Genomic DNA, 16,211 nt, shown 5'->3' with positions numbered 1-16,211 from the left:
AAACTCATGACTGCTGATACCGCCCCGGCCGTGCCGAGGCCGCCCGCCCGTCAATCCTCTGCGCCGGAGATCACCGGCGCGGAGGCCGTGGTCCGCTCGCTCGAGCTGCTCGGTGTCACCGACGTGTTCGGTCTTCCCGGAGGTGCGATCCTCCCGGTCTACGACCCGCTCATGGATGCCTCCGAGCTGCGCCACATCCTGGTGCGGCACGAGCAGGGCGCCGGTCACGCCGCCGAGGGCTACGCATCGGCCTCCGGCAAGGTCGGCGTGTGCATCGCGACCTCCGGGCCCGGTGCGACCAACCTCGTGACCGCGATCGCCGATGCCTACATGGACTCGGTTCCGATGCTCGCCATCACCGGCCAGGTGTTCTCGACGCTGATGGGAACGGACGCGTTCCAGGAAGCCGACATCGTGGGCATCACGATGCCGATCACCAAGCACTCGTTCCTGGTGAAGGATGCCGCGGACATCCCCGGCGCGATCGTCGCGGCCTACGAGATCGCGGGCACCGGACGCCCCGGCCCCGTGTTGGTCGACATCACGAAGGATGCGCAGCAGGCGACCGCCCCGTTCGTGTGGCCGCCCAAGATCGACCTCCCCGGCTATCGTCCCGTCACGAAGGCGCACGGCAAGCAGATCCAGGCCGCGGCGACGCTGCTCGCCGAGGCCAAGAAGCCGGTGCTGTACGTCGGCGGTGGTGTGATCCGCGGCAAGGCGTCGGCGGAGCTCCTCGAGCTCGCGGAGTCCACCGGCGCGCCGGTCGTCACCACGCTGATGGCGCGCGGCGCGTTCCCCGACTCGCACCCTCAGCACCTCGGCATGCCCGGCATGCACGGCACGGTTCCCGCCGTGCTGGCGCTCCAGGAGGCCGACCTCCTGGTGTCGCTCGGTGCCCGGTTCGACGACCGCGTCACGGGTAAGGCGGCTCTGTTCGCGCCGAACGCGAAGGTCGTCCATGTCGACATCGACCCGGCCGAGATCTCCAAGATCCGCACGGCCGATGTGCCGATCGTCGGCGACGTGCGCGATGTGCTCACCGATCTCGATGCGGCCTTCCGCGGGGCGACCTCCGGCGCGAAGCCCGACATCGAGGAATGGTGGTCGTACCTCGACGGACTGCGCACCGAGTTCCCCCTCGGATACGCGCCGACGACGGACGGCCTCCTGGCTCCGCAGTATGTGATCCAGCGGATCGGCGAGCTCACCGGTCCGGAGGGCATCTTCGCCTCCGGCGTCGGTCAGCACCAGATGTGGGCGGCACAGTTCATCAAGTACGAGCGTCCGAACGCCTGGTTGAACTCCGGCGGTGCCGGCACGATGGGTTACTCGGTGCCGGCCGCGATGGGGGCCAAGGTGGCGCAGCCCGAGCGTCCGGTCTGGGCGATCGACGGCGACGGCTGCTTCCAGATGACGAATCAGGAGCTCGCGACCTGCACGATCAACAACATCCCGATCAAGGTCGCGATCATCAACAACTCGTCGCTCGGCATGGTCCGGCAGTGGCAGACGCTGTTCTATGACGGCCGTCACTCCAACACCGATCTGAACACGGGTCACGGCACGATCCGCATCCCCGACTTCGTGAAGCTCGCCGAGGCCTACGGCTGCCTCGCGATCCGCGTGGAGAAGGAAGAGGAGGTGGACGCCGCCATCCAGCTCGCGCTCGAGACGAACGACCGCCCCGTGGTGATCGACTTCGTCGTGAGTGCCGACTCCATGGTGTGGCCGATGGTCCCGCAGGGAGTCAGCAACAGCTATGTCCAGTACGCCCGCGAGCACGCGCCCGCATTCGACGAGGAGGACTGATCCATGTCGACCCACGTGCTGAGCCTGCTGGTGGAGAACACCCCCGGCCTGCTGACCCGTGTCGCGGGGCTCTTCGCCCGCCGCGGCTTCAACATCGACTCCCTCGCCGTCGGCGTGACGGAGGTGCCGGGTATCTCCCGCATCACCGTCGTCGTCGACGTCGACGAGCTTCCGCTCGAGCAGGTCACCAAGCAGCTCAACAAGCTGATCAATGTGATCAAGATCGTCGAGCTCGACTTCGCCACCTCCGTGCAGCGCGAGCACATGCTCGTGAAGGTGCGCACCGACAACGCCACGCGCTCGAACGTGATCGAGGTGGTGAACCTCTTCCGCGCCTCCGTGGTCGACTACGCCTCCGACGCACTCGTGATCGAGGTGACCGGTGACAAGGGCAAGGTCGATGCGATGCTGCGCGCGCTCGAGCCCTTCGGCATCAAGGAGATCGCGCAGTCCGGCCTTCTCGCGATCGGCCGCGGCGGCAAGAGCATCACCGAACGCGTCCTGCGCGGCTGACCAACCCGAGTACCGAGTTTTCGCCGCTCATCGAGTGCGCGAAGCAAGACGAAACGCAAAGAACAAGGAGAAACACATAGTGAGCACCGAGATCTTCTACGACGCCGATGCAGACCTGTCCCTGATCCAGGGCAAGAAGGTCGCGATCGTCGGCTACGGATCGCAGGGTCACGCCCATGCGCAGAACCTGCGCGACTCGGGTGTCGAGGTCGCGATCGCCCTCAAGGAGGGCTCCAAGTCGGCAGCCAAGGCCGAGGAGGCCGGCTTCCCGGTGAAGACCGTCGCCGACGCCACCGAGTGGGCCGACGTCATCATGATCCTCGCGCCGGACCAGCACCAGCGCACGATCTACAGCGAGTCGATCGCGCCGAACCTGACGGCCGGCAAGACGCTCGCCTTCGCGCACGGCTTCAACATCCGCTTCGGTTACATCGACGCTCCCGAGGGTGTCGACGTGATCCTGGTCGCCCCGAAGGCTCCCGGTCACACGGTCCGTCGCGAGTTCGTCGCCGGCCGTGGCATCCCCGACATCATCGCCGTCGAGCGCGACGCATCGGGCACGGCATGGGACCTCGCGCTCTCGTACGCCAAGGCCATCGGCGGCACCCGCGCCGGCGTCATCAAGACGACCTTCACCGAGGAGACCGAGACCGACCTGTTCGGTGAGCAGGCCGTGCTCTGCGGTGGCGTGAGCCACCTGGTGCAGGCCGGCTTCGAGACGCTGACCGAGGCGGGCTACCAGCCGCAGATCGCGTACTTCGAGGTTCTGCACGAGCTCAAGCTGATCGTCGACCTGATGTGGGAGGGCGGCATCGCCAAGCAGCGCTGGTCGATCTCCGACACCGCCGAGTTCGGCGACTACGTCTCCGGCCCGCGCGTCATCGACGAGCGCGTCAAGGAGAGCATGAAGGGCGTGCTGGCCGACATCCAGTCCGGCGCCTTCGCGAAGCGCTTCATCGACGACCAGGACAACGGGGCCGAGGAGTTCCTGGCACTGCGTGCGAAGGAGGAGCAGCACCCGATCGAGGTCACCGGCAAGGAACTGCGTTCGCTCTTCGCGTGGAAGCAGCAGGATGAGGACTACGTCGACGGCAGCGCCGCGCGCTGATTCGATTCTCGAAAGAACGGGCGTCCCTTCGGGGGCGCCCGTTCTTCGTGACCGAGGTCATTCTGCCTCTAAACATCCGATGTCTATGCCAGGATGGAGGACATGCGACAGGAATGGTTTGACCGGGCCCGGTTCGGCATGTTCGTCCACTTTGGCCTCTACAGCGGCGCTGCCCGGCACGAGTGGGTCCAGAACTACGAACGCCTCACCGATGAGGACTACCGGCAGTATTTCGAGCACTTCGACCCCGATCTCTTCGATGCGAACGCCCTGGCGCGCACGGCGAAGGAGACCGGCATGGGATACGTGGTGCTCACCACGAAGCACCACGACGGATTCTGTCTCTGGGACTCGAAGCTGACGGACTTCACGTCGGTGACGAACACCGGGCGCGACCTCGTGCGCGAGTATGTGGAGGCGCTGCGGGCCGAGGGCCTCAAGGTCGGCCTCTACCACTCGGTGATCGATTGGCATCACCCCGACTTCACCGTGGACTGGAATCACCCGCGCCGTGACGACGAGGGCGCGCACGCGCTGAACGTCGGGCGCGACATGGCCGCGTACCGCGACTACCTCCACGGGCAGGTGCGCGAGCTCCTCACGGAGTACGGCGACATCGACTACCTCTTCTTCGACTTCACCTACCCAGAGGAGAAGGACGGATGGGTGGGCAAGGGGCCGGGCGACTGGGACGCGACAGCCCTGCTCGCCCTGTGCCGGGAACTGCAGCCGAACATGCTCGTGAATGATCGTCTGGGCATTCCGGCCGACTTCGTCACCCCCGAGCAGTACCAGCCGACCTCGCCGATCGTGCGTGACGGTGTACCGCTGATCTGGGAGGCGTGCCAGACGCTGAACGGCTCCTGGGGCTACCACCGTGACAACACCGATCAGAAGTCGCCCACCATGCTCGTGCAGATGCTGGTGGACTCTGTGTCGATGGGCGGCAACATGCTGTTGAACATCGGCCCGGACGGACGTGGGGCGATCGCGCCCCGCGATGCGCAGACGCTGGGAGAGATCGGCGAGTGGATGCGCCTGCATCGGGGCGCCGTGATCGGCGCCGGGCACGCGTCGTTCACCCCGCCGCGCGAGGGGGTGTACACGCGTAGGGGGAACCGCCTGTACCTGAACCTGTTCAGTTGGCCGATGGGCTTCGTGCACCTGCCGGAGCTCGCCGGGAAGGTGTCGTACGCGCGGCTGCTGAACGACGGATCGTGGCTCCGGACCAGCGTGTCCGATCCGGATCGCGAGGCGGATCTGATGACGCCTGCGGGGGAGGCCGAGGGGACGCTGACGGTGCACCTCCCGGTGCGACGCCCCGACGTGCTCGTGCCCGTGATCGAACTGACGATGATCGACGACTGAGTCCCTCGTGGCGGCGGCTCAGGCCGTCGCCACGGGGATGTCCATGCCCTCGAGCGCGAGGCGCGCGGCTCCATGCAGGATGGCATCAGCGCCCGTGGTCGCGGACTCGATGCGCAGGCGCTGCGTGGCGAGCGGGTGGCACGCCTCGTAGACCCGGCTGCGGACGGCGGCGATGAATGGTTCGGATGCGCTCATGCTGCCGGTGAGGAACACGGCGTGCGGGTTGAAGAAGTTCACGACGCCGGAGAGCGCCTGTCCGAGATGGGTGCCTGCGGTCCGCACCAGTGTCGTGGCCAGGGGATCCGCATCGCGCGCCAGGCTGAGCACATCGGTCGTCGTGTGCACGGAGTCGTTGCCGCGGTCTCGCATCTGCCGCACGAGGCTCGCCCCGCTCGCCACGGTCTCGAGGCAGCCGGTGTTGCCGCAGGAGCAGGGGATGTCGCCGCTGCCGTCGATGCGGGTGTGCGTGATGTCGCCGGCGGCGGAGGTCGCACCGCGGTGCACGCGGCCGTCGACGATGATGCCGCTGCCGATCGCGGTTCCCGCCTTCACCGTGATGCTGTGGCCGGTGTGGCCGAAGCGCTCACGGTGCTCTCCCAGGGCGGCGAGATTGGCGTCGTTGTCGACCGCCACCGGAACGTCGTAGCGCGTGGAGAGGTGCTCGCCGACGCGGAACCCCGGCCATCCGGGCATCCGCGATGGCTGATCGACCGAGCCTGTCGCGATGTCGACGGGGCCCGGAAGGCTGATGCCGATCGCGTGGACGCGGCCGGCGGACGCCAGGCGGTCGAACACGACACCGAGGCGGTCGAGCGTCGCCTCGGGACCCTCGGTCACATCGACGGCGATCGACTCGCTGTCCAAGAGGGCGCCACTGAGGGAGTGTCTGCCGATGCGCGCGTGGCCCCCGCCGAGGTCTGCCGAGAGCACGAAGCCGTCCGCGGCGATCTGGAGGACCCGGGGACGTCGTCCGCCGCGCGAGGTGCCGTCGCCCGCTTCGCGGAGGACTCCGGCGTCGAGCAGGGACTGCACGCGGAGTCCGACCGTCGATGCGGCGACGCCGAGCGATGTGGCGAGCTCCGATCGTGAGCGGGCCTCGCCGCGCGCGACGAGGTCGAGGATCCGCCGCGTGTGCGGGTCGTCGACGGTGGTGTCAGCGGTGTTCGTCATGGGAGCACTTTCCTGTCGGAGCATCGTCAGCGTAGCGGGGGATGGTCGTGTTTCCCGGGAGTTACGAATTATCAAGGTCCGATAAACATCGGATGTTCAGCTTGCGGCCCCTTGCGAAGTATGAAACGGTAACTTCATACGAAATCCTACTAGGTTAATTCGAGCCTCGAAATAACCAGTTCCCTTCCAGGAGGCATTCAATGAAGAAGTTGCGTGTAGGGGCTGTTGTCGCCGTCGCCGGCGTCGCAGTCGCGATGACCGGCTGCGCGAGCGGCAACGGCACCGGCGGTTCCGCCGACGGCGACACGATCGTCGTCGACATGTGGGCGGGGAGCGAGTCCGACGTCGATGCCCTCGAGGCCCAGGTCGCATTCGCGCAGGAGCAGAACCCCGACATCAAGATCAAGCTGCAGACGTCGCCGTGGAGCGACTTCTTCACGAAGCTGACCACCAACATGGCCAGCGGCAACATGGCGTGCGTGACCGGTATGAGCGGAGCGCAGCTGGGCGGCTACACCGGCGGATTCCGCGAGCTGAGCGACGCCGACCTCAAGACGGCGGGCATCGACTGGTCCGAGTTCAACCCGAGCGCCGACGGCATCCTCAGCTTCGAGGGCAAGACCTACGGTGTGCCCTTCGACGTCGCGACCATGCTCGTCTACTACAACCAGGACATGCTGACCGCAGCGGGCGCCCCCACCCCGGAGATCGGGTGGACGTTCGACGACTTCGACACCATCGCCGCGGCTGCCACCAAGGACGGCAAGTACGGCTTCGGCATGGGCATGGGCGGCTACCAGTGGATGTCGATGCCGATCGCGTACTCCGCGACGCAGCCGGCTTCCGAGGACGGCACCCTGCACATCGACGAGAAGGCGTTCGTCGACGCCTCGACCTGGTATGCCGAGCTCGTCACCGAGAAGAAGGTCGCGGCTCCCGTGGCGTCGGCGTCGGACACCGGCTGGGGTGAGAACCAGTACACGGGCGCGAACGCCGCGATGGCGGTCGACGGCACGTGGAACGCCGTGAGCTACCTCGACAACGAGTCCGGCTTCGCCGCCGGCATGGTGCCGCTGCCCGCAGGTGCGGACGGCAACCCCGGCCCGATCCTCGGCTCCGGCTACGGCATCTCGGCGAACTGCAAGAACCCGGAGGCCGCGCTCAAGGTCATGGGCTCGCTGCTGGGTGAGGATGCGCAGGACTACATCGCCTCCTCCGGTCGCTCGTACCCCGCGCGCACCTCTTCGCAGCCGCTGTACTTCGAGTCGATCGATGAGAAGTACCGCGACCAGGTGCAGTCGGTGTTCGAGGCCGCGTTCGGCGACACCGTTCCGCTGTACATGACGAAGAACTGGCAGAAGCTCGACAGCTACATCCAGCCCAACCTGGTCAGCGTCTACAACGGTCAGATGACGATGGAAGAGCTGCTCTCCAACGCGCAGGCGCAGTTCGGCGAGTGACCCGGCTCCGGCCACCGCAGTAACGCAGCAACAGAGAAAGAACTGAGATGACGATCACGACGAGACGTCGACGATCGCTCGCCAAGGTGGAGGCCGGTCAGGCGCTGGGGTTCGCAAGCCCCGCCCTGATCGGGCTCGCCCTGTTCACGATCGTGCCCGTCGGGCTCTCGATCGTGATGAGCGTCTTCGACTGGCCGACCTTCGGCGAGCGGACCTTCAACGGCGTGGACAACTACGTCAAGCTGTTCACCAGCAGCCCCGACTTCTGGCCGGCGCTGCGCAACTCGGCGGTGTACACCCTGCTCTACGTGCCGCTGAGCGTCGCTCTCTCGCTCGTGCTCGCTCTCGGCCTCGGATCGCGAATCCGCGGACGAGGAGCCCTGCGCGTGCTCTTCTTCATCCCCGGGGTGACTCCGATGGTCGCCAACGTGCTGGTGTGGAAGATGATGCTGCAGCCGCAGGGGCTGTTCAACGGTCTCTCGCAGACCTGGTTCGGCATCGAGCTGCCGAACTTCCTCGCCGACCCGTCATGGGCCATGATCATGGTCGTCGTGATGAGCGTCTGGCAGGGGCTCGGCTACAACATGCTGATCTTCTCGGCCGCTCTCGAGCAGCTCCCCGAGAGCGTGCTGGAGGCGGCGAGCATCGACGGCGCCCGAGGGTTCCGCCGGGTATGGAGCATCATCATCCCGATGATCTCGCCGTCGATCTTCTTCGCGACGATCATGACGATGATCACCTCCCTGCAGGTGTTCGTCCAGCCGCAGATGCTCACCGGCGGCGGTCCCGGCAACGCCACCAAGCCGCTCGTCATGTACATCTGGGAGCAGGGGTTCACCTTCGGCGACCTCGGCCTCGCCGCCGCAGCCGCGTGGATCCTCTTCGCGATCATCATCGCGATCACCGGGCTCCAGTTCGCCGCGCAGAAGAAGTGGGTGCACTATGAGCACTGAGACCCTCGTCCGCCCCACGGGCCGTGCCGGCCGCTCCGATCGGGAGCGTGCGCGCGGCGCGGCGACCACACCGGGTGCCCGCGCGCGACTGATCCTCGCCCATGTCGCGATCTACATCGCGGCGCTGATCTTCATCTCCCCGCTGATCTACGCGTTCTTCTCGGCGCTCAAGCCGAACGCCGAGATGTTCTCGATGCCGCCGACCCTGGTGGGTTCCGAGCTGCGGTGGAGCAACTTCGTCGACGTGTTCGCCTACGGGCCGTTCCTGACCTACATCATGAACTCCTTCATCGTCGCGATCGGCGGCACCCTCGTCGTTCTGGTCGTCTCGACCACGGCAGGGTACGCCTTCGGGCGTCTGCGCTGGAAGGGCCGCGACGCGGTGTTCGTGCTGTTCCTCGCGACGCTCATGGTGCCGGCCGAAGTCCTCGTCATCCCGATGTTCCAGGTGATGCAGTGGTTCAACTGGGTCGACACCTACCAGGCGCTGATCCTGCCCTTCGCCTTCGGGGCCTTCGGCACGTTCCTGATGCGGCAGTTCTTCCGCGGCATCCCGTACGAGCTGGAGGAGGCGGCACGCGTCGACGGCGCCGGCCCCGTGCGCTCGTTCCTGCAGATCATCCTTCCCCTGTCGAAGTCGGCCGTGGCGGTGCTCGCGGTGTTCACGTTCCTCTCGTTCTGGAACAGCTACCTGTGGCCGCTGATCGTGACGGTCGACTACAACGCGCACGGAACGCTCCCCGTCGGACTCGCGAGCTTCGCAGGACTCACCGGCACGCGGTGGGACCTGCAGATGGCCGCGGCCATCATCTCGATGGTGCCGACGACGATTCTCGTGATCGTGTTGCAGAAGCACCTCGTCAAGGGCATCGCGATGGCAGGACTGGGCGGGCGCTGAGCATGATCGGTCAGGAACAGCGCACCACCATGCCCGTCGACGGCATCGTCCTCCCCGACGGCACCGGTCTGGTCGGGATCGACATCGGCGGCACCAAGATCGCGGCCCTCCTCGTCAGTGCCGAAGGAACAGTCCTCGCCAGGGGAAGCGTCCCGGCACCCGCTGCCCTCGGCGGAGGCGCGATGGCCGATGCGGCGGCAGAACTCACCCGCGCGCTGGTCGCCGAGGCCGACGTGACACTCGTCGCGGCAGGGGTCGGCGCAGCGGGGGTCATCGACCATGAGACCGGGACGATCCGCGCGGCATCGGCCACCTTCGTCGGGTGGGCGGGGTTCCCCCTGGCGGACGAACTCGAAGCACGTCTCGGCGTCCCCGTACGTGTCGAGAACGACGTCAACGCCTTCCTGCTCGGCGAGGCCGCCGCCGACGGGCGCACGGACCGCGATGTGCTCGGCGTGATGCTCGGCACGGGCGTCGGCGGTGCGCTCATGATCGACGGTGAACTCCATCACGGTCCGCACGGTGCGGCGGGGGAGATCGGACACACCCCCGGCTACAGCGAGCTCGTGTGCACCTGTGGCCAGACCGGCCATCTGGAGACATTGGCGTCGGGCACCTCGATCGCACTGCGCTTTCAGGAGCGCACGGCGGGACCGATCCTCGACGCCAGAGACGTCGCCGACCGTGCCCGACAGGGCGACGTGGACGCGATCGCGGTGTTCGACGCCGCCGGACACGCGCTCGCGCTCGCGTGTGCCAGTGCGGCGACGATCATCGATCTGCCCTGTGCGATCGTGGGCGGCGGCGTCGCCACCGCCTGGGACCTCCTCGAGCCGGCGATCGCGCGCACGCTGCGCACGGACTCCCCGGTATCGGGCATCCCGCTGCGCATCATCCCCGCCGTCCTCGGTTCCGATGCCGTCGCTCTCGGCGCCATCGAGACCGCCCGCCGTGCCCTCGTGCCGGCACGAGCACACTGATCCCGGTTCGCACCGAACACCCGATGGCCCCCGAACACCCGATGAGTCCACCCGACGACCCCCGACAAGGAGCACACCACGTGACTGCACGTCCCGAAGCCCACGAGATCTGGATGGGTTCCCTTCCTTCCGTCGTAGACGGCGGGCTCCCGAGACCCCGCATCGGCATCGCCGGGATCTCGATCGAGTCGAGCACGTTCTCCCCTCATATCTCCGGTGACGAGGCCTTCACGGTCCGCACCGGAGAGGCCCTGCGCGCGTATTATCCCTTCCTCGAGGACGGGCGCGAGCTCGAAGCCGCCGCGGAGTGGGTGCCGCTCACACACGGACGCTCTCTGCCGGGCGGCGCCGTGGCTCCGGAGACCTACCACCGGATGAAGGATGCGATCGTGGAGGGCATCCGCACGCAGGGGCCCTTCGACGGCTTCTTCTTCGACATCCACGGCGCCATGAGCGTCGTCGGCATGGAGGACGCCGAGGGGGATCTCGCTCTCGCGGTGCGCGCAGCCCTCGGCCCCGACACGCTGGTGTCGACGTCGATGGATCTGCACGGCAACGTCTCAGAGGTGCTGCGCGACGCGGTCGATCTGCTGACCTGCTACCGGATGGCGCCGCACGAGGACTGGATGAACACCAAGGAGAGGGCGGTGTGGAACCTGCTCTCGCGACTGCGGGGGCCGCACGGCACCGACCCGCTGCGTCGGCGCCCGTTCACGGCGTGGGTGCCGGTCCCGGTGCTGCTGCCCGGGGAGAAGACCAGCACCCGCCTGGAGCCGGCGCGCAGCATCTACGCGCAGCTGCCCGAGATCGAAGCGCTTCCCGGCGTCGTCGACGCCTCGGTGTGGATCGGCTATGCCTGGGCGGATGAGCCGCGGTGCCAGGCGTACGTCGTGGTCACCGGTGACGACGAGGAGCTGATCGCCCGTGAGGCCGAGCGCGTGGCGCGGATGTTCTGGGACGCCCGCGAGGACTTCGTCTTCGTGGCCGAGACCGGATCCCTCGATGAGGCGCTCGAGAAGGCGCTCGCCCCGGGAGCGCCGCATCCGTACCTGATCTCGGACTCGGGCGACAACCCGACCGCCGGTGGTGCGGGCGACGTGACCTGGACGCTCGCGCACCTGCTGCAGCGTGCGGAGCTGACCGACGGCAGCCGCACCACCCTGGTCGCCTCGATCTTCGATCCCGTGGCCGTCACCCAGGCAGCGGCCGCCGGTGTCGGCGCCACCGTCACCCTCGACGCCGGCGCAGGGGTCGACGCAGGCCCGCACGGCCCCGTGCCGATCACCGGGACCGTGTTCTCCATCACCGACGGGGATCCCGATGCGGGCACGCAGGTCGTGATCGCATCGGGCGGGCTGCACGCCATCATCACCGAGCGCCGCAAGCCGTTCCACCACCTCTCGGATTTCCGGATGCTGGGGCTCGAGCCCACGAGCGCCGACATCGTCGTGGTGAAGATCGGCTACCTCGAGCCGGAGCTGTACGAGCTCGCCGTGGGCTGGACCCTCGCGTTGACGCCCGGAGGTGTCGATCAGGACCTGCTGCGTCTGGGCCACCACCGCCTGCGGCCCGGCGTCTACCCCTTCGACCCGAACGGGAATCCCGATCTCACCGCGGTCGTCGTCCGTCGCGGAACCCCTGAGGAGCAGAGCGCATGATGAACTTCGAGAAGCGCACCGGACCGGACCTCGGCGCGGACGCTCCGACGTACCCGACGCAGGGTGTGCCCGACTGGTACCGCGACGCGAAGCTCGGCTTCTTCGTGCACTGGGGCCTCTACTCGGTGCCGGCGTGGGCCGTGCAGCACGGCGAGGGCGTGAACATCCCGACCGAGGACGCGTACGCCTGGCACCAGTACGCAGAGTGGTACGGCAACACCGTGCGCATCGCCGGCAGCCCCACGTGGGAGCGGCATCAGCAGCTGTTCGGGCCGGGCACCTCGTACGAGGACCTCGCCGATCGATGGGATGCCTCGGCGTTCGACGCGGATGCCTTCGTGGGCGAGCTCGTCGGCGCGGGAGCCCGGTACATCATCCCCACGACGAAGCACCACGAGGGGTTCTGCCTGTGGGACACCGCGACGACCGGCTTCAACGCGGTGGCTCGTGGTCCGCGCCGTGACCTGATCTCCGAGTTCCACGATGCCACCCGCCGGGCGGGTGCGAAGTTCGGCGTCTATTACTCGGGCGCGCTCGACTGGCATGTGAGCGACTTCCCGGCGATCGAATCGGACACCGATCTGTTCCGGTTCCGTCGCAACGACGCGCACTTCGCCCGCTACTCCGCCGCACAGCTCGACGAGCTCGTGGCGCGCTTCTCGCCCGACGTGCTCTGGAACGACATCGAGTGGCCGGACGGCGGCAAGGGGCGTGACGAGTACGCGGTCGCCGCGCTCCTGGAGCGGTACTTCGATGCCGTACCGGATGGTGTCGTCAACGACCGCTGGGGTGTGCCCTACCACGGGTTCCTCACGCGCGAATACACGGACATCCCCGAGATCATCCCGGAGCCATGGGAGTCGACCCGCGGCCTCGGCTACTCGTTCGGTTTCAACCAGGCGGAGGACGAGCGGCACTCGCTGTCCGGTGCGGCGCTCATCCGCCTGCTCGTCGACGTCGTGGCCAAGAACGGCAATCTGCTGATCAACGTGGGCCCTGCGGCCGACGGCTCGATCCCGGAACTGCAGCGGAGCGCGATGCGCGAGCTGGGTGCGTGGCTGCAGGCGAACGGGCACGCGATCTACGGCACACGACCGTGGATCCGGATGGGGGAGCGGAGCGGCGCTCCGCGTCGCTACACGACCACAGGGGCGACGGTGCACATGCACGCGCTCGACCCGAGCGTCGGCACGATCGGGTTGCCCGATGAACTGCGCACGCGCGATCTGCGCTGGTCGGACGGGTCCGTCGCCGAGCGGTCGGCGCAGGACAGCGCGGTCGTCGTGATCCCGGCCGGTCTGCGCGAAGAGGCTGTCGCGGTCCTGTCCGCAGGCTGAGACGGATCGGATCGCGACGAGGCGAGGGCCCTCCCGACCACGAGTCGGGAGGGCCCTCGCTGTGTGCGCCCGCGCTCAGGGGCGGGTGAGCTCCTCGAGCACCTCGACCACATGCCGATACGGTCGCCCTGTGGCACGTGTCATCCCGATCTCGCAGGTGCGGTTGGCCGACACGAACGCATCGAAGTCGCCGCGCGTGCTCTCGGCCTCCGCGATCTCCGCCGACTCCTGAGCGGTCGCGCTGGCCGTGAGCTCGGGGTGCAGCATGCCGCGGTCCCCGGCGAAGGCGCAGCAGCCCCACCCCTCGGGGACGAACACGTCGTCGGCGACGGCTCCGGCGATCGCGGTCAGCGCCCCGGTCGCCCCGAGCGCCGTCGTGGAACAGGTCGGATGCACCGCGATGGTGGGCAGCTTCGCCGTGACGGTCAGCTTCGGCAGCACCTCGCGGGCCACGAAGGTCGTGGCGTCCTCGATACGCAGCCCGGCGTACCGGGGGTTCTTCGCGACCGACTGTGCGAGCATCACGTCCAGGCCCTCGGTGCAGGACGCCGCATCGCACACCACGGGAAGCTCGCCGTGCCGGCTCGCGACCCACAACGACTCCAGGACCCGGTCCGACATGCGTGCGTATCCGTCGAGATGGCCCTTCGACTTCCACGGTGTGCCGCAGCAGAGTCCGCCGTTCTCCTCGGGGATCACGACGGGGATCCCCGCCCGGTCGAGCAGTGCACGCAGGGCATCCCGAGATCCCTCGCCCTCGCCCTCCGCACCGAACATCGTCCCGATGCAGGCGCCGAAGAAGACGGCCTGCGCATCGGTCGGCGACTCCGGGCGCGGGGGCTTCGAGCCGCCGTGGGGGAGCCCGCCGTCGTAGAGGGGCACGGTGTCGGTGCCGAGGACCGCGCGGCCGAGCTGCGTGACGCCGCGCACGAGCGGAGCGGGGAGGGCATCGGCGACGGTGAGCGCGACCCCTCCGGCCCGGGTGACCGTGCCCCAGTGCTTCGCGGCCACGCCCCACACCGCGCCTTCGATCGCGTTCGACTGCTCCGCACGAAGCCGACGCACGAGGTCGCCGGTGTTGATGTCGACCGGACAGGCCACGCCGCACATGCCGTCGACCGCACACGTCTGGACGCCGTCGTAGTCGTAGTCCTTCTGCAGGTCGCGCAGCAGCTCGGTGTCGCCCTGCTCCTCGGCCCACGCCATGTCGCGGCGGATCACGATGCGCTGTCGAGGCGTGAGGGTGATGCTCTTGCTCGGACAGGTCGGTTCGCAGTACCCGCATTCGACGCAGCGGTCGACCTCGCCCTCGACCGTCGGCACCCGCTTGAGGTCATGCAGGTAGGAGTCCGGGTCGTCGGAGAGGACCACCCCCGGATTCAGGATGCCGTCGGGGTCGAGGAGGCCCTTGATCTCCCACATCATGTCGGTGAGCTCGTCACCGTACTGGCGGCGTACGAACGGCGCCATGATGCGCCCGGTCCCGTGCTCGGCCTTCAGCGATCCCTGCTGGGACAGCACGAGGTCCACCAGATCATCGGTGAAGCGCCGATAGCGCGCGATGCTGTCGGCATCGTCGAAACGCTCGTTGAGGAGGAAGTGAACGTTGCCGTCCTTGGCGTGCCCGAAGATCACCGAGCCCTCGTACCCGTGCGCGGCGAACAGCTCGATGAGTCGCTCGCACGTGTGGAGAAGACGCGGCACCGGCACCACGATGTCCTCGAGGAGAGCCGTCGTTCCCGAGGGGCGGGCGCCGGCGACCGCGGTGTAGAGACCTTTGCGCACGTGCCACAGTGAAGCGCGTTCTCCGGAGTCCGTGGTGAGGCGCGGTGCCACGGCGAGCGGCAGTGCCTCGAAATGCGCCTGTGCCGTCGCACTCGCCTCCCTGAGCGCATCGTCGTCGGAGGCGTGCACCTCCACCAGGAGAGCGGCGTGCCCCTGCACCTCGATCTCCGCGATCGATGCCGGGACGTCGCTCAACCCCTGCGCGACCCGGAGGGAGGCGGCGTCCATGAGCTCGATGGTGGCGAGTCCGAGTCGGGTGAGGTCGGGAAGTGCCGTCATCGCGGCGGACAGCGTCTCGAACACGAGCAGCCCCGTCGCGATCGACGGGCGTACCTCGATCGTGCGGAAGCGGGCCTCGGCAACGAAGGCGAGTGTGCCCTCGGAGCCGATGATGAGGTGCTCCAGGATGCGCACGGGGTCATCGAAGTCGAGGAGCGCGTTCAGCCCGTAACCCATGGTGTTCTTCATGGAGAACTGCTGGCGCAGGAAGGCGACGCGCTCGGGCGAGGCGAGCAGACGTGCCCGCAGATCGAGCAGGCCCTCGGCGATCGCGGGTTCCGCGGCGTGCAGCAGTTCGTTCGCATCCGGACGGCCGGTGTCGAGGATCGTTCCGCTCGGGAGCACGATCGTCATCGACTCGATCGTCCGGTATGAGTTCTCGGTGATGCCGCAGGCCATTCCACTGGAGTTGTTCGCGACGACTCCGCCGATCGTGCAGGCGATCTCGCTGGCGGGGTCGGGGCCGAGCTTGCGGCGATAGCGCGTGAGTCTGGTGTTGACCTGGCGCACGGTGGCGCCGGGGCCGACGCGCACGGTCGCGCCGTCGTCTTCCACGCGGATCTCGCGGAAGCTGCTGCGGGTGTCGACGAGGATGTCCCCGCTCACGCTCTGCCCGGAGAGGCTGGTGCCCCCGGAGCGGAACGTCATCGTGCGGCCGGCGGCGCGAACGGCTCCGAAGGCGCGTGCCACCCCTTCGGCATCCACGGGGGAGAGCACCGCATCCGGGATCAGCAGGTAGTGGGAGGCGTCGTGGGCGCGGGCGAAGCGGTCGATGGAGCGCGAATGGACCTGAGTCGCGGGGCCCAGCAGGGCGGGGTCCAGCGGTTCGGCGAGGGTGGTCGGCACGGTGCTCCTCTGCTCCGTCGGAAGGTGATCAACGAGATTGTCAGACA

The 16,211-nt window shown here is 68.0% G+C and carries 12 protein-coding genes; 10 read left to right on the top strand and 2 right to left on the bottom strand.

The features are described from left to right. The first annotated feature begins 6 nt into the window (after positions 1-6). The 4 genes from MicroSTF_RS03660 (at position 7) to MicroSTF_RS03645 (ending at position 4,798) form a co-directional block, all read left to right on the top strand. The gene (locus MicroSTF_RS03660) at positions 7-1,809 is read left to right on the top strand and encodes an acetolactate synthase large subunit (protein ID WP_029259041.1); all 1,803 of its coding nucleotides are present in this window, start codon (positions 7-9) and stop codon (positions 1,807-1,809) included. 3 nt (positions 1,810-1,812) lie between these two features. Continuing rightward, entirely contained in the window at positions 1,813-2,322 is a 510-nt protein-coding gene (gene ilvN, locus MicroSTF_RS03655) for an acetolactate synthase small subunit (RefSeq protein ID WP_017830816.1), read from the top strand. Continuing rightward, positions 2,210-3,430 (top strand): ketol-acid reductoisomerase, encoded by a 1,221-nt coding sequence (ilvC, locus tag MicroSTF_RS03650; protein ID WP_269320229.1) that lies wholly within the window; start codon positions 2,210-2,212, stop codon positions 3,428-3,430. The genes ilvN and ilvC overlap by 113 nt, the downstream gene beginning before the upstream one ends. Positions 3,431-3,523: 93 nt before the next feature. Further along, the gene (locus MicroSTF_RS03645; RefSeq protein WP_416338461.1) at positions 3,524-4,798 is read left to right on the top strand and encodes an alpha-L-fucosidase; all 1,275 of its coding nucleotides are present in this window, start codon (positions 3,524-3,526) and stop codon (positions 4,796-4,798) included. 18 nt (positions 4,799-4,816) lie between these two features. Here MicroSTF_RS03645 and MicroSTF_RS03640 read toward each other — a convergent pair whose 3' ends face one another. Beyond that, positions 4,817-5,968 (bottom strand): ROK family transcriptional regulator, encoded by a 1,152-nt coding sequence (locus MicroSTF_RS03640; protein ID WP_021200380.1) that lies wholly within the window; start codon positions 5,966-5,968, stop codon positions 4,817-4,819. A gap of 200 nt (positions 5,969-6,168) precedes the next feature. Between MicroSTF_RS03640 and MicroSTF_RS03635 the strand changes: the two genes are divergently transcribed. From MicroSTF_RS03635 to MicroSTF_RS03610, 6 genes are all read left to right on the top strand, one after another. After that, positions 6,169-7,428: an ABC transporter substrate-binding protein gene (locus MicroSTF_RS03635; RefSeq protein WP_029265506.1), complete on the top strand. Its 1,260-nt coding sequence runs from the start codon at positions 6,169-6,171 to the stop codon at positions 7,426-7,428. A gap of 47 nt (positions 7,429-7,475) precedes the next feature. After that, positions 7,476-8,381: a sugar ABC transporter permease gene (locus MicroSTF_RS03630; protein ID WP_322953648.1), complete on the top strand. Its 906-nt coding sequence runs from the start codon at positions 7,476-7,478 to the stop codon at positions 8,379-8,381. Then, on the top strand, positions 8,371-9,279 hold the full coding sequence (locus tag MicroSTF_RS03625) for a carbohydrate ABC transporter permease (RefSeq protein WP_029259044.1): 909 nt from the start codon (positions 8,371-8,373) through the stop codon (positions 9,277-9,279). Before MicroSTF_RS03630 ends, MicroSTF_RS03625 begins: the two co-directional genes overlap by 11 nt. Before the next feature lie 2 nt (positions 9,280-9,281). After that, the gene (locus MicroSTF_RS03620; RefSeq protein ID WP_081859684.1) at positions 9,282-10,259 is read left to right on the top strand and encodes an ROK family protein; all 978 of its coding nucleotides are present in this window, start codon (positions 9,282-9,284) and stop codon (positions 10,257-10,259) included. Positions 10,260-10,372: 113 nt separating this feature from the next. Next, positions 10,373-11,917, top strand: a complete 1,545-nt coding sequence (locus MicroSTF_RS03615; RefSeq protein WP_322956326.1) for a M81 family metallopeptidase — start codon at positions 10,373-10,375, stop codon at positions 11,915-11,917. Next, the gene (locus MicroSTF_RS03610; protein ID WP_322953645.1) at positions 11,914-13,254 is read left to right on the top strand and encodes an alpha-L-fucosidase; all 1,341 of its coding nucleotides are present in this window, start codon (positions 11,914-11,916) and stop codon (positions 13,252-13,254) included. The genes MicroSTF_RS03615 and MicroSTF_RS03610 overlap by 4 nt, the downstream gene beginning before the upstream one ends. Before the next feature lie 75 nt (positions 13,255-13,329). Here MicroSTF_RS03610 and MicroSTF_RS03605 read toward each other — a convergent pair whose 3' ends face one another. Further along, the gene (locus MicroSTF_RS03605) at positions 13,330-16,164 is read right to left on the bottom strand and encodes an FAD-binding and (Fe-S)-binding domain-containing protein (protein WP_322953643.1); all 2,835 of its coding nucleotides are present in this window, start codon (positions 16,162-16,164) and stop codon (positions 13,330-13,332) included. Positions 16,165-16,211 lie beyond the last annotated feature (47 nt).

The sequence above is a fragment of the Microbacterium sp. STF-2 genome (assembly GCF_034650155.1).
GTDB lineage: Bacteria > Actinomycetota > Actinomycetes > Actinomycetales > Microbacteriaceae > Microbacterium > Microbacterium maritypicum_A.
This window is presented reverse-complemented; position numbering and strand designations above follow the sequence as displayed.